Origin of the sequence: Micromonospora endophytica, from assembly GCF_003236305.1 — a bacterium.
In the GTDB taxonomy this organism is placed as follows: Bacteria; Actinomycetota; Actinomycetes; order Mycobacteriales; family Micromonosporaceae; genus Micromonospora; species Micromonospora endophytica.
Map to the genome: position 1 here is coordinate 1 of NZ_POTX01000083.1, position 21,796 is coordinate 21,796.

Here is a 21,796-nt window from a genome sequence, read left to right on the forward strand (position 1 = left end):
AACTTTTGGTGGGGGTGGGGCGACCAACTTGAGGACAACGATCTTCGAGGGGAAGTCCATGCGCAGCACCACGTCCGGCCGACTGGTCCGCCCGGCCGCTCTGTTCACCGCGACCGTTCTCGCTTCCCTCGTCACCGGTTGCGGGTCGTCCGACGACGCCTCGACCGCGACGCCGACGCCCACCGTCGCCGCCAGCGCCAGCGCCAGCGCCGAGGCCGGAGTGCTGGCCGTCCGCGACCCGTGGGTGAAGGCAGCCGACGAGGGCATGACCGGCGCGTTCGCCACGCTGGTGAACGAGAGCGACAGCGACGTCACAGTGACCGGTGCGACCACCGAGCTGTCGCCTGTCGAGCTGCACGAGATGACCATGAAAGACGGGCAGATGGTCATGCAGGCCAAACAGGGCGGGGTGGTGATCAAGGCGCGGAGTGAGCAGAAGCTGGAGCCGGGCGGCGACCACCTGATGCTGATGAACCTCGCGAAGCCGGTCAAGGCCGGTGACGAGCTGACCTTCACGCTGACCTTCGGCGACGGCCGGACGCAGACCTTCACCGCAGTGGCCAAGCCGTTCACCGGCGCTCAGGAGAGCTACGCACCCGGCCACGGCCAGCCGGCGCACGGCACCTCGGCCAGCCCAAGCCCGGCGCCGTGACCGGGGTCAGCCGGCGCGGGTGGCTCACCGGCGGGGCCCTGGCCGCCGGGGGCACGCTGGTCGGTGCCGCGTCTGTCGCCGCCGCCCGTTCCGAGCAGCCTCCGGTACGCGTACCCGAGCCGGTGCCGGCCTCGGTGACCGTCGGCGCGGCCGTCGAGCCGTTCCACGGCGAGCGGCAGTCCGGGATCGCCACCGAGCCGCAGGCGCACGCGGCATTCGTCGCGTTCACCCTGCGCGCCGGCACCGATCGGGCCGCTCTCGGGCGGATGCTGCGGCTGCTCTCCGACGACGCGGCACGCCTCACCCAGGGTCGGCCGGCGCTTGCCGACACCGAGCCCGAACTGGGGCTGCTGCCGGCCCGGTTGACCGTCACGTTCGGCTTCGGTCCCGGGTTGTTCGCCGCCGCCGGTCTGGACGACCGTCGCCCGCCCTCGGTGGTGGAGCTGCCCTCGTTCCCGATCGACCGGCTGCAACCCCGCTGGTCCGGTGGGGACCTGCTGGTGCAGATCTGCGCCGACGACCCGATCACTGTCGCGCACGCCCAGCGGGTGCTGGTCAAGGACAGCCGGCCGTTCGCCACCGTCCGCTGGGTGCAGCAGGGTTTCCGGCGGGCCGCCGGTGCCGAACCGGGCCGCACCCAGCGCAACCTGTTCGGCCAGCTCGACGGCACCGCCAACCCGAAGCCGGGCCAGCCCCTGGAGACCGCGGTCTGGATCACCGACGGACCGGACTGGCTGCGCCACGGCACCACCCTCGTGGTCCGGCGGATCCGGATGGACCTGGAAACCTGGGACCTGCTCGGCCGCACCGACCGGGAGCTGAGCGTCGGGCGGCGGCTGGACAGCGGCGCTCCGCTCACCGGCACGGCAGAGCACGACGAACCGGACTTCGCCGCGCTCGGCCCGGACGGACTGACGGTGATTCCGGACTTCTCCCACCTCACCCGGGCGCACGTCAGCGACGACCGACTCCGGATCCTGCGCCGCCCCTACAACTACGATGGGACGCCTGCCGCCGACGGCACCGCCGACAGCGGACTGATCTTCGCGTCGTACCAGGCGGACATCGCCACGCAGTTCCTGCCCATCCAGCGCCGGCTCGCCGAACGGGACCTGCTCAACGAGTGGACCACCCCGATCGGATCCGCTGTCTTCGCCGTACCGCCCGGCTGTCCGGAGGACGGCTGGGTCGGCCAGCAACTGCTCGACTGACGAGGAGAATGGACCCATGCTTCGCCACCTCCGCCGCCCGTTCGCCACGGGCCTCGCCGCCACCCTGGCCGTCGCGGCCCTGCTGGTCGCTCCCGCCTCCCCCGCGTACGCGCACAACGCCCTCCGCAAGGCGACTCCCACCCAGGACGCCGAGCTGGAGAGCGCACCGACCAAGATCACGCTGGAGTTCATGCAGAAGCTGAACCCGCAGTTCACCACCATCACGCTCAGCGATGCCGACAAGCAGCAGGTGGACGTCAGCGAGCCGGAGATTTCCGGCACCAAGGGCACTGTCGCCATCGACGTGCCACTGGCCAACGGTGTCTACACGGTGGCGTACCGGGTGGTCTCCGTCGACGGGCACCCGGTGCAGGGGTCGTACAAGTTCACTGTCGCCGATCCCACCGCCACCGCCTCGCCCTCCCCCAGCCCGAGTCCGGAGCCGAGCGAACCAGCGGAGACGACGCCCGCCGCGCCCACCTCCGCCGCTGCCGCCAGCCCCGCAGCCAGCAACTCGTCCACCACGTCGAGCGTGCTGATCGGGCTGGGCGCCGGCCTGGCGCTGGTCGGCCTGGTGGTGGGCGTGCTGCTGTTCCGGCGCCGGCGCGGCGGTGCGGGGACGCCTTCGTAACGGCGGACACCGGCTCAGCGCAGCAACACCGGTCCGCCTTACCGGCGACACGCGGCCGCGACCAGTCATCGATCATCCTGCTGGGGCCGAGCGTGGGTTGGGTACGCGGTCGGCCTCGGTGTAGCCGGCGGCCTGAAGGGTGAACAGTTCGGCGTAGCGGCCACCGGCGGCCACGAGTTCGTCATGGCTGCCCGCCTCGACCAGCCGGCCGTGGTGCAGGACGAAGATCCGATCGGCGTGCCGGACGTTGGCCAGGCGGTGGGTGATGAGGATGGTGGTCGCTCGACCCTGCCGGTCCCGGATGGCCTGGAACAACGCGTCCTCGGCACGCGGGTCGAGCGCGGAGGAGGGCTCGTCCATCACCAGCAGTTCGGCGTCACGGAGGAACCCACGCGCCGCGGTGATCCGTTGCCACTGCCCGCCGGAGAGATCCTGACCATTGGCGAAGGTGCGGTCCAGCAGCGTCTCGTAGCCGTACGGCAGCTCGGTGATCATGTCGTGGGCGACCGCGCGGGCGGCCGCGGCCTCGATCCGGTCCTGCCTGGCTTCGGCGTCGATGTCGCCGATGGCGATGTTCGTGGCCGCGGTGAAGGGCCACTTGTGGTACTCCTGGGTGACCACCGCGACGCGGGCCCGCAGCCCGTCGCGGTCCCACTCGGACAGCGGCACCCCGTTCCACCGGATCACCCCCTCGGTGGGCGTACGCAACGTGGCGATCATCGCGGCGAGAGTGCTCTTGCCCGACCCGTTCTCCCCGACGAAGGCCACCGTCTGCCCCGCCTGGATGGTGAGCGTCACCCGGTCCACCGCCGGGCTCTCCCGGTCGGGATAGCAGAGGCTCACCTGGTCGACGGAGAGCAGCCGCAGCCGGTCCGGCGCATCCGCGGCCTGGCGGCCGGGCAGGTAGGCCGCGGCGCGGGTCATGAACCCGGTGTAGTCGCCGAAGTGCTGGCCCTGGGTGTAGACCCGGTCGATCTGGAAGGTGACGGTCGAGAGCGAACGATGTGCCACCTGCACGGCGATCACACAGGTCGCGGCCGCGGCGAGCGGGATATGTCCGTCGATCAGCAGCACGCCGAGCAGGACGTACACCACACCGGTCGCCAATCCCCCGATCATCGCGCCGAGCGTGGTGGTCGTGGTGACCCGGCGGGCCAGGTCGAGCTGGATGTCGGTCTCCACCCCCATCACCCGGTCGTACTGGTCGAGCAGGAACCGGCGCAGCCCGTACGCGCGCAGTTCCGGGGCGGAGTCGCGCTCGGCCATGAGGCGGTGCAGCAACCACTGTCGCCGGCGCCGGACCGAACCGGCGATGTAGGTCTGGTACCGCAGGTGTCCCGCCCACAGCGACGCCCATCCATTGGGCACCGTCGCCACCAGCAGGGCCAGCAGCAACAGCGGGTGGATCACCACCACGGCGACCGCCACCGCGATCATCCCCACCAGCCCGGCGAGCAGGTTCATCGACGCCTGCACCAGGTCGATGGCCGAGTTCGCCCCCTCCGAGGCGCGTTCCATGTCGTCGGCGAAGGCGTCCGCGTCGAAGGCCTCCAACCGCACCGCCGTGGTCACCTCGAACAGGCCCCGCTCGACCTCACGACTCACCCTCGGTGTCAGCCCGTTGAGCGCGTACCCGGTGGCGATGCCCATTCCGGCGCGTACCGCGGTCGCGCCGGCCAGTGCCGCGAGTGCCGGCAGCGCCGCGACCACCTTGTCCCCGGTGGGCCCGCCGGCGAAGAGTTCCACAAGCACCCGCTGGGTGGCCAGCAGACCGAACGCGGCCATCACCCCGGCGCCGACCGTGGCGACGGCCACCACCGTGGTACGCAGCCGGTCCGCCCGCCAGCTGATCCGCAGGGCCGCCCAGACCAGCCGGGGCAGCTCCGCGAAGACGGCGAAGAGTCCCGCCTCGGCGCGGGCCCGTACGCCCGTCTCCCACCACATCGCCCGCAACTCCGGCAGCACCGATTCGGTGACCGCCGGCCCGGCCTCGCGCGCTCGGGCCCGACGCCGGGTCAACACAGCCGCCATGAACACCTCCACGCAGTCGACCAGTTACATATGGTCACCGCCCACCCGGCTGGCGGTCCACCCCTGTCGGCGCGCCGAATCGCCAGGCCGGGGAGGGTGAAGCCGGCCCGCCGGCAGCGCTATAGCGTGCACGGGTAGGGAGGTGGGACCCGTGCGGCCTGACCAGTCGCCTACCGATCCAGACGTCGACCTCGGCGTGGCCCGCCAACGCGCGGAGCTGCGGGGCGGCACTGCCAGCCTGCTCGCCGCCATCGCCGTCGGGGGCGCGGTCGGTGCGGTGGTACGCCACGGACTGGCCGTGGTCTTTCCGCACCCGCCCAGCGGCTTTCCCTGGGCCACCTTCGCCGTCAACGTCTCGGGCTGCCTGCTCATCGGGGTGCTGATGGTGCTGATCACCGAGGTGTGGGCCGCACCACGCCTGGTCCGGCCCTTCCTCGGTGTCGGCGTCCTCGGCGGGTACACCACCTTCTCCACCTACGCGGTGGAGGTGCAGCAGGCGGTGGCGGCCGGTGCCGCGCGAACCGGGCTGCTGTACCTCGCCGGCACCCTCGTCGCCGCGCTCCTCGCGGTCTCGCTGGGCATGACGCTGGCCCGTCGGGCGACTGGCGTCCGTCGGCACCGGAGCGCCGGATGACGGTGCTCCTCGTGGCGCTCGGTGCCGCGGTCGGCGCGCCGCTGCGCTACCTGGTCGACCGGGCCGTGCAGGCACGACTGGGCGCCGCGTTGCCGTGGGGCACCCTCACCGTCAACATCGTGGGCTCGCTCGTTCTCGGTGCGCTCGTCGGCGGCGCCGTGCCCGGCTCCCTGCTCGCGCTGCTCGGCACCGGGCTGTGTGGGGCGTTGACCACCTACTCGACCTTCGGTTACGAGACCGTCCGGCTCTTCGAGGAGGGCGCGCACCACCGCGCGCTGATCTACGCCGGGCTCAGCGTCGGCGCCGCGATCGGTGCCGCCGTCGTCGGAGTCACCGTCGCCGAGGCGCTCTGGTCCTGAGCGGGATCGCCGGGCCGGCGGGTCGTCCCCGGCCGGCTGAGTGTTAAGAGGGGGCCCTTCCTATACACGAGGCGTTAGCAGGGGGCCCCTCCTTATCTGGTCTGACGTGCCCGGTGGGAACCACGTGGGGCTTTGGAGCGACTATCGGTACATGGGGTGTGAGCGGTGGCGGGAGATCCTGTCGGCACAGTTGGACGGTGAGGCGACGCCTGACGAGCAGCGGACGGCCGCGCAGCACCTGGCGAGTTGTGCCGGCTGCCGTGGCTGGCTGGACACGGCGGCCATGGTGACCCGGCGGGCGCGTACCCAGCTGGTGCCCGCCCTGCCGGACCTGAGCGACACGATCCTCGCCGCCGCGCCGCCGCCCCGCCGGGGCTGGCGATCGCCGCTCTCCGCCGCGCTGCGGCGGCTCGCACCGCTGCCCGCGGTCACCGGACTGCGTACCGCGCTGGGCCTGCTCGGCGCGGTGCAGTTGGTCCTCGGCCTGGCCCAGATCGGACGGGCCGAGGTCGCCGAGCACCTGCACGCCACCGGCCAGCACCTGTGGCACGAGTCCGCCGCCTGGAACGTCGCGGTCGGTGCGGGATTCCTCTTCGTCGCGCTGCGCCGCACCTCGCCGTCGGGTCTGCTGCCGATGCTCAGCGCCTTCGTGGCGACCCTCGTGCTGCTGTCGGTGAACGACCTCGTCGCCTCACAGGTGGCGGTGGAACGGCTGGTCAGCCACGGCTTCCTGGTGGTCGGCTATCTGATCACGGTGTTGCTGGCGCGCAGTTCGCGGCAGCCGGGCGACCCGAGCGACAGGCAGCGACCGGAGCGGCCGTCCCGTTGGCGGCTGCGGCTCGACGAGGCCGATGAGCCCGCAGCCCTGCGCCTGGTGCCCCCCTATTCCGCCCAGGCCCGCCACGGCACCGATCACACCAGGGAAGAGCACGATCGTCCCCGTGCTGCCTGACGCCCCGGGGAAAACGGCGGGGAGGGCGTCAGCCGGCCGCGCCGGGGCGGCGGCGGTGCCCGGTCGCCGGGCGCATCGCCGCGATCAGGTCCTCGCGGGCCCGGGCCACCCGCGACCGGATGGTGCCGACAGGCACATCACAGACCTGGGCGGCCTCGGCGTACGACAGGCCGAGCAACTGGGTGCTCACGAACGCCTCGCGGCGTTCAGGGCTGAGACCGTCGAGCAGCCCGTGCAGCACCACCCGTTCGTCGACGCCGGCACAGACGCCGGCAGGTGTCGATTCCGCGGCGGCTTCCCAGTCGGTCAGGTTCGCGGTACGGGGACGGCAGGTGGCGGCCCGCACCTGGTCCACCGCGACCCGGCGGGCGATGGCGAGCAGCCAGGTCCGTGCCGTGGACCGGCCGGCGAACGACGGCAGCGCCCGCCAGGCGCGCAGGTACGTCTCCTGGACCAGGTCGTCGACCTCCCGCACCCCGGGCAGGTGGGCCAGGAACCGCCGTACGTCGTGCTGAGTCGCCCGGACGAACGCCGCCGCGGCGGCACGGTCGCCCCGGCCCGCCGCGATGGCGTACCCGGTGATGTCGTCGGTCACGGCTTTCATCGCCGTATTGGTCGGTCGGGAAGACGGGTTGGTTCCCCGGCACGCCGAAACTTCGGAGATCGGCTGGACGATCGCCACCGGGACAGCGGCATAGACTGCGTCGGTGGAGCAGGCGCGGACCTGCGGCCCGTCGACGGTGAGCTGGTGCTGGACGCCAGCCGGCTCCGGTTTGTGGATCACCGTGCACTGGTGCGGCTCGCCGGGTACGCCCGGCAGCGTGAGGCCGTCCTCGTGCTGCGTGCCGCCGGCACCGGTGTGGCGCGGCTCGCCGCGCTGCTGGAGCTGCCTGACCTCAGGGTGGAGGTGATCAGGTGAGGACCGGCCCTGCCGCCGGGCACAGCGGTTACCACCACGAGGCCCTGTGCTACTCCTCCGACGAGGAGCTGCTGGCAACCGTGCTGCCGTTCCTGCTCGGCGGAGTCGAGGCGGGTGAGCCGACTTTCGTGGCGCTCGGCGAGCGCACCGGCGGGCTGGTCCGTTCCGCGCTGCCCGCCGGGGTGAAGGTCGAGTTCCTGCCCGGTGGTGACATCTACGCCCGGCCCACCGTCGCCATCCGGACCTACCGCCGGCTCCTCGCCGAACTGGTGGCGGAGGGGGCGAACCAGATCCGGATCGTCGGGGAGGTGCCCCGGATCGCGCTCGGTCCCACCTGGGACTGGTGGGCCCGGTACGAGGCGGCGATCAACCGCGCGTACGACGACTGGCCTTTGTGGAGCATGTGTGCGTACGACACCCGGATCATGCCCGGCATTGTGCGGGCCGACGTCGACGTCACCCACCCGTACGTCGTCACGCCCGACGGCCAGCATTTGCCCAACCCCGGCTACCTGCCGCCCGAGGCGTTCCTGTGCCAGCAACGGCCGGTGCCGCCCGACCCGATCCAGGCGTCCCGGCCACTTGTCGAGCTGACCGGTCCGAGCGCCGCCCAGGCCAGAGCGGAGGTGCAGCGCGCCGGGCAGGGGCTGCTGCCGGACGACGAGTTCGACGATTTCGTGGTCGCGGTGAGCGAGACCGTCACCAACGGGCTGCGGCACGGGCAGCCACCGGTCCGGTTCCGGCTCTGGCGGGGTACGGACCGGATCGTGGCCACGGTCAGTGACGCCGGCCCCGGACCGGCTGACCCGTACGCCGGACTGCTGCCGTCGGATGCCGCCGAGCTGGGTGGGCTCGGCCTCTGGATCACGCACCAGTCGTGCAACCACGTCACCCACTACCGGGACGCGGACGGCTTCACGCTGCGCCTGACCGCTGGCCGCCCACCTGCGGGGTGACGACCGACCGCACCCGAGCCTGGACAGACGACCGCCGGGCCGGCGGTTGCCGGCCCGGCGTATCTGTCGTTCGTCCGATCAGCTCCGGAACGCGTCCTTGATCTTCTCGCCGGCCTGCTTGAGGCTGGACCGCGACTGGTCGGCACGGCCCTCGGCTTCCAGCCGCTCGTTGTCCGTGACCCGGCCGACGCCTTCCTTGACCTTGCCGGCGGTGTTCTCGGCGCTGTTGTTGAACTTGTCCTCGACACCCATGTCAGCCTCCCGGGTTCTCCGTCTCAGCGGTACATCAGGAGAGGTACCCAGCGGGCCAGCGGTCAACCCACCGAAATCCGGCGGGTGACCATAGACACGATCAGGCGACCGGACGGAACCGGCGCAGCCGGAGGCTGTTGGCCACCACGAAGACCGAGGAGAAGGCCATCGCCGCACCGGCGATCATCGGATTGAGCAGGCCCGCAGCGGCCAGCGGCAGGGCCGCGACGTTGTACGCGAAGGCCCAGAACAGGTTGCCCTTGATGGTGGCCAGGGTGCGGCGGGCGAGCCGGATGGCGTCCACCGCGGCCAGCAGGTCGTCCCGGACCAGGGTCAGGTCGGAGGCTTCGATCGCCACGTCCGTACCGGTGCCCATGGCCAGTCCGAGATCGGCCTGGGCGAGCGCGGCGGCGTCGTTGACGCCGTCGCCGACCATCGCCACCGTCCGGCCCTCGGCCTGGAGCCGGGTGACCACCTCGACCTTCTCCGCCGGCAGCACCTCGGCGATCACCTTCTCGACGCCGATCTCGGCGGCCACCGTCCGGGCGACAGTGGTGTTGTCGCCGGTGAGCAGCACCGGGATCAGGCCGAGCGCGCGCAGCCGCCGCACTGCCTCCCGGCTGGTCGGCTTGACCTGGTCGGCCACGGCGAGCACGCCACGCGCCCGACCGTCCCAACCGACGAGCACCGCCGTACGTCCCGCCGCCTCCGCGTCGGCTGCCGCCCGCGCGAGATCGTCCGGCACCTCCAGCCCGCGGTCACGCAGCAGCCGGGCCCGGCCCGCCACCAGCTGACGGCCGTCCACCGTGCCGGTGACGCCGAGCCCCTCGACGTTGGCGAAGCCGGTGACCGACTGACGTTCGCCCTCGTCGGCGGCGCCGGCCACGATCGCCCGCGCCACCGGGTGCTCCGAGCCGGACTCCAGGGCGGCGGCCAGCCGTAGCACGTCGGCGCGCTCTTCGCCCGCGCCGGGCGTCACGTCGAGCAGGGTCATCCGGCCGGTGGTGACCGTGCCGGTCTTGTCCAGCACCACGGTGTCCACCCGCCTGGTGGACTCCAGCGCCTCCGGTCCCTTGATCAGGATGCCGAACTGCGCGCCCCGCCCGGTGCCGACCAGCAGCGCGGTGGGTGTGGCCAGGCCGAGGGCGCACGGGCAGGCGATGATCAGGACCGCCACCGCCGCCGTGAACGCCGCGCCAGGTCCGCCGCCGGCTCCCAGCCACCAGCCCAGGGTGGCAACGGCCAGCGCGATCACGATCGGTACGAAGATCCCCGAGATGCGGTCGGCGAGCCGCTGCACGGCGGCCTTGCCGGTCTGCGCCTGCTCGACCAGCCGGGCCATCTGCGCCAGTTGGGTGTCGGCACCGACCCGGGTGGCGGTGACCACGAGCCGCCCTCCCGCGTTGACGCAGCCACCGACCACCGAGTCACCCACGCCTACCTCGACCGGCACCGACTCACCGGTCACCAGGCTCGCGTCAACCGCCGAGCTGCCCTCCGCCACCGTGCCGTCGGTGGCGATCTTCTCACCGGGACGGACCACGAACCGGTCTCCGACCGTGAGCTGGTCCACCGGGATCCGGGTCTCGACCCCGTCCCGCAGCACCGAGACGTCCTTGGCGCCCAGCTCCAGCAGCGCCCGCAACGCGGCACCGGCGGTCCGTTTCGCCCGTGCCTCGAAGTACCGGCCGGCGAGGATGAACGTGGTCACCCCGGCCGCCGCCTCCAGATAGATGTTGCCGGCACCGTCGGTGCGGCCGATGTCGAAGCTGAACGGGTGGGTCATGCCCGGCGTGCCGGCGGTGCCGAGGAAGAGCGCCCACACCGACCAGCCGAAGGCGGCGAGCGTGCCGACCGAGACCAGGGTGTCCATGGTCGCCGCGCCGTGCCGCAGGTTGATCAGCGCGGCCCGGTGCAACGGCAGCCCGCCGTAGACCACCACCGGGGCGGCCAGCGTCAGTGACAACCACTGCCAGTAGGTGAACTGCCAGGCCGGCACCATGGCCAGGGCGATCACCGGCACGGTCAGCAGCACCGACACCCACAACCGGGTACGCAGCACGCGCAGCTCGTCCACTGGCGCGGCGGCTTCCGGTTCGGCGCTGGGCGGCGGCGGCAGGCTCGCCCGGTAGCCGGTCTTCTCCACGGTGGCGATCAGGTCGTCGGGAGTGACAGGGGCGTCGTAGCTGACCGACGCCTTCTCGGTGGCGTAGTTGACAGTCGCCTGGACACCGTCCATCCGGTTGAGCTTCTTCTCGATCCGGGCGGCGCAGGAGGCGCAGGTCATCCCGCTGATGGCGAGTTCGATCAGGTTCGTCGCCGCCGGCCGGGGTCTGCTCGTGGTCATCATCGCTTCCCGTCAGTCGTGCTCGTGTCCGGGTGTCCCGTGCCCGTCGTCGGGCACGGTGTCCTCCGGCGCGGCCACGGCGCCCGGATCACCCACCTGCACCGTGAACTCCGCGGTGCGTACCACTCCCGAGTGCCGGAAATCGAGGTAGAGGCGGTACGCCCCGCTGGTGGGGAACTCGGTGGCGAAGCTCACCCGGGGGCCGGGTGCGGTCCGCCCGTCGCCCGGCGCGCCCTCCGGGTGCACGTGCAGGTACGCCAGGTCGCCCTTGCGCAGGGCGACCAGGTGGCCGTACGCGCCCAGGTATGGCTCAAGGTCGGTGACCGGTACGCCGTCGCGGCTGACGGTGAGCGTCAGCGTGGTGCTGCGGCCGGGCTGCGGGGTGCCGGTGAGGTCGACTGTGTAGCCGTCGATGGTGGTGCTGCTCGCCGGGGCGGGCAGCGGCACCTCGGTCAGCTCGCCCGGGACGGTGACGTCCACGCCGAGCGTCAGCGGCTCGCCGCCGGTCGGGATGAAGTCGGCGAACGCCCGCCATGTGCCCGGTCCGTCCAGCGGCGAGTCGACCCGCCAGGTGCCGTCGGGCGACATCTGCGGGTGCACGTGCCGGAAACCGGAGAGGTCGCGCCGGGCGACGATCAGGTGCATCCGCTTGTCGTGGCTGATGTCGTACGCGGTGACCGGCTTGCCGTCGGGTCCGGTGATCCGGAAGGCGAACTCGCCCGCCGCCGTGGCCACCGGCACCAGGGTGTGGCCCCGGTCGGAGACGAGCAGGCCGCCGGGTAGTTGCCCGTCCGGCGAGTCCGCCTCGTGGCCTGCGTCGTCGTGTTCCGTCGTGGCCGGATCCGCCGCGTCGTGGCGGCCGTCGTCCCGGTGGTCGTCGACGCGTACCTCGGCGACGGGGCCAGCCAGTTGACCGGCCCCGTACGTCGTGCCGAACACCACCGCGAGGCCGAGCGCGAAGCCGCTCAGCTTCGTCGCTGTGTTCATCGGGACACCTCGCCCTACCGCTGCTGGTCGGCCCCGCCGACCAGTTCGTACCCGGCCTCGTCGACGGCTGCGCGGACCTCGTCGTCGGTCAGGGGCCGTTCGCTGGTCACGGTGACCCGACCGCCGGCCAGGTCCACCTGCACCTCGTCGACCCCGGCGAGCCCGCCGACCTCGGCGCTCACCGAGTTGACGCAGTGCCCGCAGGTCATGCCCTGCACCTGGTACGTCGTGGTGACCATGAAACTCTCCTCTCCCCCCGGCCGGGGGGAGACCCGACCCAGATACCCGGCGGGGGTATCTGTCCCGCCGACCGTACCATACCCCCCGGGGGTACGTTATGCTGGCGGCATGACCACACCCGCGCCGATCCGCGGCTACACCGCCAGCAAGGACCAACTGCTCGCCCGGCTGCGCCGCGTCGAGGGCCAGGTGCGCGGCATCGAGAAGATGGTCGACGAGGACCGCTACTGCATCGACGTGCTCACCCAGATCTCCGCCATTCAGGCCGCGCTGGACAAGGTCGCCCTCGGCCTGCTGGACGGGCACGCCCGACACTGCATGCACTCCGGTGCCGCCGAGGGCCGCGCCGACGAGATGGCCACCGAGATGATGGCTGCCGTCGGTCGCCTGATGAAGCGCGGCTGACCGCAGCGACCGCATTCTCCCGGGTCGGAAAGCCGACTGCCGCTCGCACTCCCGGTCCGCCACGAACCGCCATCGCACCCTCGCGACAGGCGTTCCGATGTCCGGCTGGCTACCATTCGCTCACGATGGCCAGTCGACGACCGCGCCCCGCGGCACACGTCCGCCGCCCGGGAGCCCAACCCCGCCGCGACGCGACGGCCGCCAGGAACCAGCTCCCCCGTCACGGTACGCAGTCGATCGACCACGTTCGGCGCGCCACCGCGGCCTGTCGTCCGACTGATCCGACGGCACTGAACCGAGCCGCCTGTCGGCACGTACCTTGCCCTGGAATCGTTGGGAGACATTGAATGGGCGCCGACCACACCCGTTCCGTGCCGCCCACCCCACCCGGGGTGCGGCGGATACTCATCGTCACGGTGGTTCCCCTCTTCCTTGTCACCCTGGTGGCCGCGCTGGTGCTCTGGCCCAGCGACGCGCCCCGACCCGAGGCGGCCGACGACATCCCCCGCTACCACGGCACGGTGACCCGGGTGGTGACTGAGACCTGCCCGCCCAACCCGGCGGTCCCGGAGGGCACCCCGACCACCGCGGAGGGCCCGTGCGGCACCGTCACCGTGCGGGTGCAGGACGGCCCGGACGCCGACCAGGAGGTGCAGACGCCCATCCCGGCCGGGCCGGGGGCGCCCCGGGTCAGCGCCGGTGACGAGATCATCCTGGTCTCGCTCATCGACCCGGGGGATCCCTCGACAAGCACGTACAACATCGCCGAGCACCAGCGCGGCAAGCCGCTGATCTGGCTCGCGGTGCTCTTCGCCGCCGCCATCGTCGCCTTCGGGCGGCTCCGTGGCCTGGCCGCCCTGGCCGGCCTGGCCGCCAGCTTCGCCATCCTGCTGATCTTCGTGCTGCCCGGCATCAGCGCCGGCCACCCGCCGCTGGCGGTCGCCATCGTCGGCTCGGCACTGATCATGTTCGTGGTGCTGTACCTGACGCACGGCGTGTCCGCGCAGACGTCAGTGGCCGTCCTGGGCACCCTGGGCAGCCTCGTGCTGACCGGGCTGCTCGGTCTGGCCGCGACCAGAGCCACTCACCTGACCGGCTTCGGCAGCGAGGACGCCACCACGCTCTCCATGTTCCGGGCCGACGTCGACCTGCACGGCCTGCTGCTGGCCGGCATCATCATCGGCTCACTCGGTGTCCTCGACGACGTCACGGTCACCCAGGCCGCCGCCGTCACCGAACTGCGGCACGCCAACCCGAACTTCTCCCGCCGCGAGCTGTACCGCTCGGCGACCCGCGTGGGTCGCGCGCACATCGCGTCGGTGGTGAACACCATCGTCCTGGCGTACGCCGGTGCGTCGCTGCCGCTGTTGCTCCTGCTCACCGCCGACTCCCGGGCCCTCGGCCAGATCGTGACGAGCGAGTTCCTCGCCCAGGAGATCGTCCGCAGCGCGGTGGCCACGCTCGGGCTGATCGCCGCCGTACCCCTCACCACCGCCCTGGCGGCCCTGGTGACCACCGCCGGGCGCGGTCCGGCTCCGGTCGGCACGCCCGGACCGCCCGACGACGACACTCCCCGGACCACCCGGCCGACGACCGACCGGGCCGAGGCGCTGCACGCCCTCAGCACACCGCCCACCCGCAACACGTCCACCGCCACCCCTTCCGGGTGGCCCGAACCGGACAGGAGCACGGACACCAGATGGTGACACTCCTCAACGTGACCGCCCCCGCCGGCGCGGCCCACATGCGTGTCGCTGGTCACCCACCGCGATTACTAAATGACGCATTCGGCCGGGTTCGGGGCGTAGAGACCCCGAATGACTCTCGGGTAGCCTCACTGCCGGTCACCGCTGAAGGCGCAACCCGGCGCCCGAACCCGTCAGGCAAACCGGTCGGCGGTCGATGGAAGGGAAAACAGTGACGGCACCCCTACGCCGCTGGTTGACGCCCATGGTGGCCGTGCTCGCCGCGTTCGCCGTGTTCGCCGGGCCGATGCCCGTGACGGCCGCACCGAAGCCGGCCCAGCCTGCGGAGCACGACGACGACCCGCCGATGCTCAACGACCTGATCGAGACGACGAACCGGGACTACACCAAGGCCAAGGCGAAGCTGGAGAAGTCCAAGAAGAAGCAGCTCGAACTCGCGGTGGAGGTCCGCCGCGCCGAGGCTGCCCTGGACGACCTGGCGCCGCAGGTGGCGGAGATCGCGACGCAGTCGTACCGGACCGGTCGGGTGGGCGCGATCGGCATGCTGTTGCAGAGCAACGCCCCCGGCTCGTTCGTCGACCGGGCCTCCGCGCTGGACGAGCTGAACCTGGTCAACGACAAGAAGCTGGCCGAGGTCAACGCGGTGAAGCTGCGTGCCGAGACGGCCAAGCTGAAGCTCGACGCCGAGGTGCGTGAGCAGCGGAAGCTGACCAACGACATGGCCCGCAAGAGGACCGAGGCGGAGAGGTCGCTGCGGCTGGTCGGTGGCGAGGGCCTCACCGGCGGTCTGGTCGACGCCACCTCGCCGGTCGCCCGGGTGGCACCCAACCGGGCGGCGGACGGCGGCTGGAAGCCCGAGTCGTGCAACCAGGACGACCCGACCACGTCGGGCTGCATCACGCCCCGGACGCTGCACATGTACAAGGAGGTCAAGCGGGCCGGTTTCGACCGGTTCGTCGGCTGCTGGCGGCCGGGTGACAAGTTCGAGCACCCCAAGGGCCGGGCCTGTGACTGGTCCTTGCAGAACAGCGGCTTCGCGCCGTGGCACAACAACGACACCCGGATCTACGGCAACAACCTGGCGGCCTTCCTGGTCCGCAACGCCGACCGGCTGGGCATCTACTACGTGATCTGGAATCGGCAGATCTGGTTCGCGGCGACCGAGGTGTGGAGTTCCTACAGCGGCCCGTCCAATCACACGGACCACGTGCACGTGTCACTGCTCTGAGCGTCGTACGCACACATCGCGAGGGCCGTTCCGCCACCCGGCGGAACGGCCCTCGTCGTCGTACGGCTGTGCGGCCCGCTCAGGCGGCGGGCGCCAGGGTGCCGACCAACTCGGCGGGCTTCGCCGCCACCGCCCGCACCTCGCCGGCGGCCAGCCGGTACGACATGCCGACCACCGCGCAGCGACCGGCGGCGACCTCGGTGGCGAGCGCCTCGGAGGATTCCAGCATCGCCGCCACGGTCTGCGCGATGTGGATGTCGACGATGCCGTCCAGATCGTCCACCCCGGCGTCGCGGGCCCGGCGCAGGCTGGGCACCACCGCGTCCACCACGGCACGCAGGTGCCCTGACGGCGAGGTGCCGGTCTCGGCCGCTGCCCGGGCCGCCTGCACGGCACCGCAGGAGTCGTGCCCCAGCACCACCACCAGCGGCGTGCGCAGCACGGTCACCGCGTACTCGACGCTGCCCAGCACCTCGGGCCCGACGGTGTGTCCGGCGGTGCGGACCACGAAGAGGTCACCCAACCCGCGATCGAAGATGATCTCGGCGGCGAGCCGCGAGTCGGAGCAACCCACGATCACCGCGAAGGGGTGCTGTTCGGCCGCGACGGCGGCCCGGTGACTGGCGTTCTGGTTGGGATGCCGAAGCGCGTCGGTGACGAAGCGCCGGTTACCGGCGATCAACTCGGCGAGCGCCAGATGCGGGGCGCCGGGCACGTCCGCGGTGAGGAACTCCCGCTCCGTCTCCGCCTCGCGCTGTCCGCCGATCGGTCCGGGTCGACTCATCCGGCTTCACCTCATCTCTCGGTGTGATGCCTGGTCATCCCGGCCGACACTGGTCACGGGCCGCCACCACCGTCACACGCAGCGCAAGCCACGTCAAGGGATGCGTGATATGCATTTCAGGTATCCGGCAACGCTTGCTTCTCGGGCGACGGAGGCCACGCGACCCGGAGCGCAACCCGGAGCAGTCATACGATGGCCACCATGGCGACCACAGGCGAGCGGGAAAGCACCCGAAACTGGACTTTCCTCACTAATCACGGCCACGTACTGCTCGCCATCGCCCGCAACCCGACCGCCCGGCTGCGTGAGGTGGCGGCCGAGGTGGGGGTCACCGAGCGGGCCGCCCAGGCCATCGTCGCCGACCTGGAGGCCGGCGGTTACCTGCGGCGCACCCGGGTCGGGCGGCGCAACGAGTACACCCTCAACCCGGCCGGCCGGTTCCGTCACCCGGCCGAGGCCGACCGTCAGGTAGGTGCCCTGCTGGCGCTCTTCGCCGACGACCCGGTGACCGACACCGCCGACCACCGGTCGTGAGTCCACAGTCGACAGGTGGTGCGCTTCACGCGACAACCATCGTCGCCGCCATGCGATCCGCGCGCGGAGGCGATAGGTTGGACGGGTGCCAACCCTCGCGCTCGCCCGTCCGATGTGGCCGGCGACCCTGCGCGCGCTCCGGGAGCTGACCCGGCTGGCACTGGCGACCCTCCTGCTCACGGTCGCCCTCGGCGCGAGCGCCGCCGCCGCATCGCCGCATCCGTCCGCCGTCGACGTCCCGGCCCCGTCGGTCGCGACGCGACAGGTCGTCGAGACGGTGCCGGGGCAGACCACGCGGATGGCCGCCGATTCGACCCGGGCGGCTGACGCCAGCCTGCACCAGCAGGAGCGGGTGAACGCCCCGGCCCGAGTCGAGAGTGCCGACGCCCAGCCCGCTCCGGTCGCCGCTGTTCCGGTCGAGGTCGCTTCCTGGCGCGCCGCCGCCGGTGCGGGTGAGCCGACGCGACGGGGTCCTCCCGCCGCCTGACCGACGGCCCCGCGGACCATTCACCGGTCCCCCGTCGTGTCTCGTCGCCCCCGTCCCAGCCGACGACCCTCAACCGACCATCGAGGTGTTGACGATGCGAATCGCCCTCTCCGCCGTACTGCTCGATGTGCCCCGCGCCGCCGTGATCTGGCTGAGCCTGCTGGGCGTGATCATGCTTGCCGTCGCCATCCTGGCGCTGCGCCCTCGACTCCTCCGCTTCGACGCCGGGGCCCGGATCCGCGACGCCGCGCTGCCCAGCCCGGACGAGCACGCCGACCGGCAGCGGGATCAGGACCGCTGGGCCGGGGAGGTGGCGGTGGCCACCGACCGGGCCGAGGCAACCGCACGCCGCCGACGCGACGAGTGGCTCACCGCACAGGACGAGGCCGAGCAGGCATGGCAGGCGTACGAGGCAGCAGAGGCCAACGTCCGCCGGCTGGCGGACGCCGCCGCCATGCCGCTGCCGCAGACCCCGCGCACCCCCGCCGAGTACGCCGAGCGCGAGCGCTGGCTGCACCGGGCGGCCCTCGACGCGTACTGGCGGCGGGAGCTGTCGGTGGAACAGCTCAGCGACGTTTTCGCGCATCGCGGCTGGGACCCCCGGCTGCACCCGGTCCAGCAGGAGTTGATGCTGCACCGCGCGGTACGCGACCACCTCTTCGCCCGCCAGCAGGCGGCCCGGGAGCGGGAGCAGGCAGCTTGGCGGGCCGCCGAACTCGCCGGCGCGGCCGCGCACAACCTGCGGGAGGAGATGATCGCCGCGCTGTTGCCGCCGGTCGAGGAGCGCGAGTCTGTGCTGCCGCTTGTCGGGTTCGGCGACGTCGACCAGACCCGGGACATCCCGGCCGTGGCCATCGGCCGGGCCCCGGTGCCCGCCTAGGGCTGTGTCGCAGTCCTTCGTCGGGCCGGAGCGGAGACCAGGCGGCGGCCCGGCAGGGCCGGCTCGCTAGCCTATGCACGCAGCCCGCGAAGCAGGATCGCCAGGTAGCGGTCGTTGTCGGTGCCGCCGCGCACCTTGACCGCGTGCTGCAAGCCGCAGAGCAGCGCCTGGAGGTCTTCGGCGGTGATTTCCGGCCGGATCTCTCCGGCGGCATGGGCCCGCTCCAGCAGGCGGATCACGGCTGCGGTCAGCGCCTGACTCAGGCTCCTGGTCTCCGCACGGGCGGCCTCGGGCTCGGCCAGCACGGCAGCAAGCGTCGGGTCGCCGAGCTGGTGCTCCAGCGCCGCCCGGAGCAGCCTGGCCAACGCGGCGGCGACATCCGGCTCGGCAGCGGCCCGTTCGGCCTCGTCCACCAGGAGGGCGAGCCGCTCGGCGGCCAGCGACTCCAGCAGTGCCTGCCGGCTGGGAAAGTGCCGGTAGACGGTCCCGACGCCGACCCCGGCCGCCTTGGCGATGGCGTTCATCGGCAGTTCCAGGTCGCCAGCGGCGACCAACTTCCGGGCGGCCCGCAGCATCCGGGCACGCGCCCGCGCCGAGTCCGCACGTAGAGCGTTGGTCGACACGGTACGAGGATAATCCATCCGGCCTTAGCGGATTATTAATCCGCTGACGTGCTACCGTCGACCCCGGATCGGATAACTAATCCGATCTCTGCCCGACCGGAGGTTCCTCATGCCTGTCACCTGGACGCTCGACGACATCCCCGACCAGACCGGCCGCACGGCCGTCGTGACCGGTGCGAGCAGCGGGCTCGGCCTGATCGCGACCGAACAGCTCGCCGCCCGCGGCGCAACCGTGATCATGGCGGTCCGGGACCCGGCGAAGGGCGAGCGAGTCCGCGCCGGCATCGCCGGTGACCTGGCGGTCCGCCGGCTCGACCTGGCCGACCTCGACTCGGTCCGCGAATTCGCCGCCGAACTGCGCGCCGAGGGTCGCCAGGTCGACCTGCTGCTCAACAACGCCGGGATCGGCACCGCAGGCAACGACCCGTCCGCGCAGGGATATGAGCCCGTCTTCGCCACCAACCACCTGGGCCACTTCGCCCTGACCGGCCTGCTGCTGGACCTCTTCCGACCGGACCGGGACCCGCGGGTGGTCACCGTCGGCTCCGATTTCTACCGCCTGCTGCGCAGCGGCCCCGACCTGGATAACCTGACCGGCGCCCCGGCAAGCAACCCGCTCGTTCCGTACATCCGCTCGAAGCAGGCAAACGTCCTCTTCGGTGCCGAACTGGACCGTCGCCTCCGTCGCACCGGCAGCCCGGTCCGCAGCTTCCTGGCACACCCCGGAACGGCTCGGACCCCCATGCAGACGACGGCTGAGAGTGTCGCGCAGTGGGCGGTGAGCAGGACACTTGGACTCCTGCTGGCCCGCAGCCCGCTGCGCGGGACCATCCCGCTGCTTTACGCCGCCACCAGCCCGACCGCCGAGACCGGAGTCTTCCTCGGCCCGTCAATGCGAAAGTGGGACAGCCGAGTGCACGCCCGCCCGCTCACCGCTCTCGGCAACGACCAGGCGCTCGCCGAACGGCTCTGGCAGGCATCCGAGGCGGCAACCGGGGTGCGCTACCTCAGCCGTACGCCGGCACAAGCCGTCCCCGATCGTCGTTGACCTCAGGCGAGCCGGTGTCGGACAACTGCCGACCGGGTACCGACCTCGTCGGACACGAGGAGGCCGACGTGGTCGCAGCGCGCGACGGGCGTACGCCCGAGGAGACGCCGGAGCGGGGCACCGGGTTACGACAGTCCTGGGAGGCCCTGCCCTGGTTGGTTCGCTCCGCGGTGGTGTGGAGCGCCTGCCTGGTGGTGATCGCCGCCGGCCTCTACCTGCTGGCCCGGATCACCATGCTGGTCACCCCACTGGCGATCGCCGTGGCCGCCACCCTGTTCCTCGCCGCCCTGCTCGACCCGGTGCAGCTGGCGCTGCGCCGGCTGCGGCTGCCACCCGCGCCGGCCGCCCTGCTCACCGTGCTGTTGCTGCTCGGCATCCTGGGCGGTGTCGGGGTACTGGTCTGGAACCTGACCGCGAACCAGTTCAGCGAGTTGGCCGACGAGCTGAGCCAGGGCCTGGCCCGCACCCGCGACCTGATCACCTCCACGCTGCCGGTCACCGACGCCCAGCTCGACGGGCTGCTCAACCAACTACGCCAGACAGTCACCGAGCAGGAGGTGGACCCGGTCTCCAGTGCCCGCACCGTCACTGAGGTGTTCGGCTCCGCGCTGCTCGCCCTGGTGCTGCTCTTCTTCCTGCTCAAAGATGGCCGGTCGATGTGGCACTGGACGCTGAGTCGGATGACCGGACCGAACCGGGAGATCGCCACCGAGGCCGGTCGGGTCGGCTGGCGGACCCTGGGCTCGTACAGCCGGGGCACCATGCTCATCGCGGCGATCGACGCCATCGGGATCGGGCTGGCGCTGGTGCTGCTCGGCGTACCACTGGCGCTCCCGCTCGCCTTGATCACTTTCATCGGTGGGTTCGTACCGATCATCGGTGCGACCGTGGCCGGGGCGGTCGCGGTGCTGGTGGCGCTGGCCGCCGACGGCCCGACCACGGCCCTGCTCACCCTGGCGGCGGTGATCGCCGTTCAGCAGATCGAGGGCAACCTGCTGGAACCGTTGGTCATGAAGCGCCAGGTCCGGCTGCATCCGGTGGTGATCCTGGTCGCGGTGACCGCCGGTGCCCTGATCGCCGGCATCGCCGGCGCTTTCGTCGCCGTGCCGATCGCTGCCGTCGCCTGGCGGGTCATCGACAGCGTGCAACGCCAACGGCAGGCCGTCGCCGCAGCATCGCCGCCCGCGACGCCACCGGAGGAGCCGCCAACTTCCGATCCCGCCCCGTGAGGAGAGGGTCTACGTCCCCGGGAGGAGCCGGGGACGTGCGGAGCACTCGACGCCCCCGGGGCCCGACGACAGGCCGGAGGTCACAGCTGATCCTGGAACCAGTCTCGGGCCGCCTCAGCCACCTGTTCCAGGGTGCCGGGCTCTTCGAAGAGATGGGTCGCGCCGGGGATCACCCGCAACTCGGCCGGCGCGGTCAGTTGGTTCAGCGCCTCCTGGTTGAGGTCGATCACCTGCTCGTCGAGGCCGCCGACCAGCAGCAGGGTGGGCGCGCGCACCTGCCCCAGGGCCGCGCCGGCCAGGTCGGGGCGTCCACCTCGGGACACCACGGCGCGAACCAGGTCCGGCCGTCGCGCCGCGGCGACGAGGGCGGCGGCGGCCCCCGTACTGGCACCGAAGAGGCCGACCGGGGCCGTCCCGGCGGGGCGCTCGGAGGCCAGCCAGTCCACGACCCCGGCCAACCGGTCCGCGAGCAGGCCGATGTCGAAGCGCAGCTCGGCGGTGACCGCGTCGACCTCGTCCTCGGCCGGAGTGAGCAGGTCGATCAGGACGGTGCCGAGCCCACCGGCGTTGAGCGCCCGAGCCACTGCCACGTTGCGCGGGCTGTGCCGCGAGCTGCCGCTCCCATGCGCGAAGAGCACCACCCCCCGCGGCTCCGCCGGCACCACCACGTCACCCGCCAACCCCACCTCACCCACTGAAAC

The 21,796-nt window shown here is 72.0% G+C and carries 25 protein-coding genes; 16 read left to right on the forward strand and 9 right to left on the reverse strand.

Translation table 11 applies throughout. From position 1 onward, the window contains the following. Window positions 1-58: 58 nt before the first annotated feature. Genes C1I93_RS14400 through C1I93_RS14410 form a run of 3 tightly spaced genes read left to right on the forward strand, consistent with a single transcriptional unit; the run spans window position 59 to window position 2,494 of the window. Window positions 59-652 carry a copper chaperone PCu(A)C gene (locus C1I93_RS14400; protein WP_111243792.1) on the forward strand — a complete coding sequence of 198 codons (594 nt, stop codon included), beginning with the start codon at window positions 59-61 and terminating at the stop codon, window positions 650-652. Further along, window positions 649-1,863 carry a Dyp-type peroxidase gene (locus C1I93_RS14405; protein WP_111243793.1) on the forward strand — a complete coding sequence of 405 codons (1,215 nt, stop codon included), beginning with the start codon at window positions 649-651 and terminating at the stop codon, window positions 1,861-1,863. Before C1I93_RS14400 ends, C1I93_RS14405 begins: the two co-directional genes overlap by 4 nt. 16 nt (window positions 1,864-1,879) lie before the next feature. Beyond that, complete coding sequence (locus tag C1I93_RS14410; RefSeq protein ID WP_111243794.1) at window positions 1,880-2,494, forward strand: copper resistance CopC family protein; 615 nt, start codon at window positions 1,880-1,882, stop codon at window positions 2,492-2,494. 72 nt (window positions 2,495-2,566) lie between these two features. Here C1I93_RS14410 and C1I93_RS14415 read toward each other — a convergent pair whose 3' ends face one another. Beyond that, complete coding sequence (locus C1I93_RS14415) at window positions 2,567-4,525, reverse strand: ABC transporter ATP-binding protein (RefSeq protein WP_111243813.1); 1,959 nt, start codon at window positions 4,523-4,525, stop codon at window positions 2,567-2,569. Between the two features lie 151 nt (window positions 4,526-4,676). Here C1I93_RS14415 and crcB (C1I93_RS14420) point away from each other — a divergent pair, with 151 nt between their 5' ends. From crcB (C1I93_RS14420) to C1I93_RS14430, 3 genes are all read left to right on the forward strand, one after another. Then, on the forward strand, window positions 4,677-5,159 hold the full coding sequence (gene crcB, locus C1I93_RS14420; RefSeq protein ID WP_111243814.1) for a fluoride efflux transporter CrcB: 483 nt from the start codon (window positions 4,677-4,679) through the stop codon (window positions 5,157-5,159). Beyond that, the gene (crcB, locus tag C1I93_RS14425; RefSeq protein WP_111243795.1) at window positions 5,156-5,518 is read left to right on the forward strand and encodes a fluoride efflux transporter CrcB; all 363 of its coding nucleotides are present in this window, start codon (window positions 5,156-5,158) and stop codon (window positions 5,516-5,518) included. The genes crcB (C1I93_RS14420) and crcB (C1I93_RS14425) overlap by 4 nt, the downstream gene beginning before the upstream one ends. A 151-nt stretch (window positions 5,519-5,669) precedes the next feature. Then, on the forward strand, window positions 5,670-6,470 hold the full coding sequence (locus C1I93_RS14430) for a zf-HC2 domain-containing protein (RefSeq protein WP_111243796.1): 801 nt from the start codon (window positions 5,670-5,672) through the stop codon (window positions 6,468-6,470). Between the two features lie 28 nt (window positions 6,471-6,498). On the opposite strand, the gene C1I93_RS14435 is transcribed toward C1I93_RS14430, so the two are convergent. After that, on the reverse strand, window positions 6,499-7,074 hold the full coding sequence (locus C1I93_RS14435) for a sigma-70 family RNA polymerase sigma factor (protein ID WP_111243797.1): 576 nt from the start codon (window positions 7,072-7,074) through the stop codon (window positions 6,499-6,501). Window positions 7,075-7,218: 144 nt separating this feature from the next. Between C1I93_RS14435 and C1I93_RS31605 the strand changes: the two genes are divergently transcribed. Both C1I93_RS31605 and C1I93_RS14440 read left to right on the forward strand, forming a co-directional pair. After that, the gene (locus tag C1I93_RS31605; protein WP_181445170.1) at window positions 7,219-7,389 is read left to right on the forward strand and encodes a hypothetical protein; all 171 of its coding nucleotides are present in this window, start codon (window positions 7,219-7,221) and stop codon (window positions 7,387-7,389) included. Continuing rightward, on the forward strand, window positions 7,386-8,345 hold the full coding sequence (locus C1I93_RS14440) for an anti-sigma factor RsbA family regulatory protein (protein ID WP_111243798.1): 960 nt from the start codon (window positions 7,386-7,388) through the stop codon (window positions 8,343-8,345). Before C1I93_RS31605 ends, C1I93_RS14440 begins: the two co-directional genes overlap by 4 nt. A gap of 78 nt (window positions 8,346-8,423) precedes the next feature. Here C1I93_RS14440 and C1I93_RS14445 read toward each other — a convergent pair whose 3' ends face one another. The 4 genes from C1I93_RS14445 to C1I93_RS14460 form a co-directional block, all read right to left on the reverse strand. Beyond that, complete coding sequence (locus tag C1I93_RS14445) at window positions 8,424-8,597, reverse strand: CsbD family protein (RefSeq protein WP_111243799.1); 174 nt, start codon at window positions 8,595-8,597, stop codon at window positions 8,424-8,426. Between the two features lie 100 nt (window positions 8,598-8,697). Further along, complete coding sequence (locus C1I93_RS14450; protein WP_111243800.1) at window positions 8,698-10,947, reverse strand: heavy metal translocating P-type ATPase; 2,250 nt, start codon at window positions 10,945-10,947, stop codon at window positions 8,698-8,700. Window positions 10,948-10,956: 9 nt separating this feature from the next. Further along, the gene (locus tag C1I93_RS14455) at window positions 10,957-11,931 is read right to left on the reverse strand and encodes a DUF8832 domain-containing protein (RefSeq protein ID WP_111243801.1); all 975 of its coding nucleotides are present in this window, start codon (window positions 11,929-11,931) and stop codon (window positions 10,957-10,959) included. A 14-nt stretch (window positions 11,932-11,945) separates the two neighbouring features. Then, entirely contained in the window at window positions 11,946-12,170 is a 225-nt protein-coding gene (locus C1I93_RS14460) for a heavy-metal-associated domain-containing protein (RefSeq protein WP_111243802.1), read from the reverse strand. Window positions 12,171-12,279: 109 nt separating this feature from the next. On the opposite strand from C1I93_RS14460, the gene C1I93_RS14465 reads away from it, so the two are divergent. The 3 genes from C1I93_RS14465 to C1I93_RS14475 all read left to right on the forward strand — a co-directional run bounded on the left by C1I93_RS14465 (window position 12,280) and on the right by C1I93_RS14475 (window position 15,510). Beyond that, window positions 12,280-12,576 (forward strand): metal-sensitive transcriptional regulator, encoded by a 297-nt coding sequence (locus tag C1I93_RS14465; RefSeq protein ID WP_111243803.1) that lies wholly within the window; start codon window positions 12,280-12,282, stop codon window positions 12,574-12,576. Between the two features lie 347 nt (window positions 12,577-12,923). Continuing rightward, on the forward strand, window positions 12,924-14,282 hold the full coding sequence (locus C1I93_RS14470; RefSeq protein ID WP_111243804.1) for a YibE/F family protein: 1,359 nt from the start codon (window positions 12,924-12,926) through the stop codon (window positions 14,280-14,282). A 211-nt stretch (window positions 14,283-14,493) separates the two neighbouring features. After that, window positions 14,494-15,510, forward strand: a complete 1,017-nt coding sequence (locus C1I93_RS14475; RefSeq protein WP_111243805.1) for a coiled-coil domain-containing protein — start codon at window positions 14,494-14,496, stop codon at window positions 15,508-15,510. A 79-nt stretch (window positions 15,511-15,589) separates the two neighbouring features. Here the strand turns inward: C1I93_RS14475 and C1I93_RS14480 are convergent, their stop codons facing one another. Further along, on the reverse strand, window positions 15,590-16,294 hold the full coding sequence (locus tag C1I93_RS14480; RefSeq protein WP_111243806.1) for a carbonic anhydrase: 705 nt from the start codon (window positions 16,292-16,294) through the stop codon (window positions 15,590-15,592). A 192-nt stretch (window positions 16,295-16,486) separates the two neighbouring features. Here C1I93_RS14480 and C1I93_RS14485 point away from each other — a divergent pair, with 192 nt between their 5' ends. From C1I93_RS14485 to C1I93_RS14495, 3 genes are all read left to right on the forward strand, one after another. After that, the gene (locus tag C1I93_RS14485) at window positions 16,487-16,828 is read left to right on the forward strand and encodes a helix-turn-helix transcriptional regulator (RefSeq protein WP_111243807.1); all 342 of its coding nucleotides are present in this window, start codon (window positions 16,487-16,489) and stop codon (window positions 16,826-16,828) included. Between the two features lie 85 nt (window positions 16,829-16,913). Then, window positions 16,914-17,315 (forward strand): hypothetical protein, encoded by a 402-nt coding sequence (locus tag C1I93_RS14490; RefSeq protein WP_146603500.1) that lies wholly within the window; start codon window positions 16,914-16,916, stop codon window positions 17,313-17,315. 94 nt (window positions 17,316-17,409) lie between these two features. Beyond that, window positions 17,410-18,195, forward strand: a complete 786-nt coding sequence (locus C1I93_RS14495; protein ID WP_111243809.1) for a hypothetical protein — start codon at window positions 17,410-17,412, stop codon at window positions 18,193-18,195. Between the two features lie 71 nt (window positions 18,196-18,266). Here the strand turns inward: C1I93_RS14495 and C1I93_RS14500 are convergent, their stop codons facing one another. Continuing rightward, window positions 18,267-18,818 carry a TetR/AcrR family transcriptional regulator gene (locus C1I93_RS14500; protein ID WP_212808667.1) on the reverse strand — a complete coding sequence of 184 codons (552 nt, stop codon included), beginning with the start codon at window positions 18,816-18,818 and terminating at the stop codon, window positions 18,267-18,269. Between the two features lie 109 nt (window positions 18,819-18,927). On the opposite strand from C1I93_RS14500, the gene C1I93_RS14505 reads away from it, so the two are divergent. Together C1I93_RS14505 and C1I93_RS14510 are read left to right on the forward strand one after the other, a co-directional pair. Continuing rightward, window positions 18,928-19,866: an SDR family NAD(P)-dependent oxidoreductase gene (locus C1I93_RS14505; RefSeq protein WP_111243811.1), complete on the forward strand. Its 939-nt coding sequence runs from the start codon at window positions 18,928-18,930 to the stop codon at window positions 19,864-19,866. Between the two features lie 68 nt (window positions 19,867-19,934). Next, window positions 19,935-21,095, forward strand: a complete 1,161-nt coding sequence (locus tag C1I93_RS14510) for an AI-2E family transporter (RefSeq protein WP_111243815.1) — start codon at window positions 19,935-19,937, stop codon at window positions 21,093-21,095. 80 nt (window positions 21,096-21,175) lie between these two features. Here C1I93_RS14510 and C1I93_RS14515 read toward each other — a convergent pair. Continuing rightward, window positions 21,176-21,796 (reverse strand): dienelactone hydrolase family protein (locus C1I93_RS14515; protein WP_438819581.1); only part of this gene is annotated, 621 nt, incomplete at its 5' end.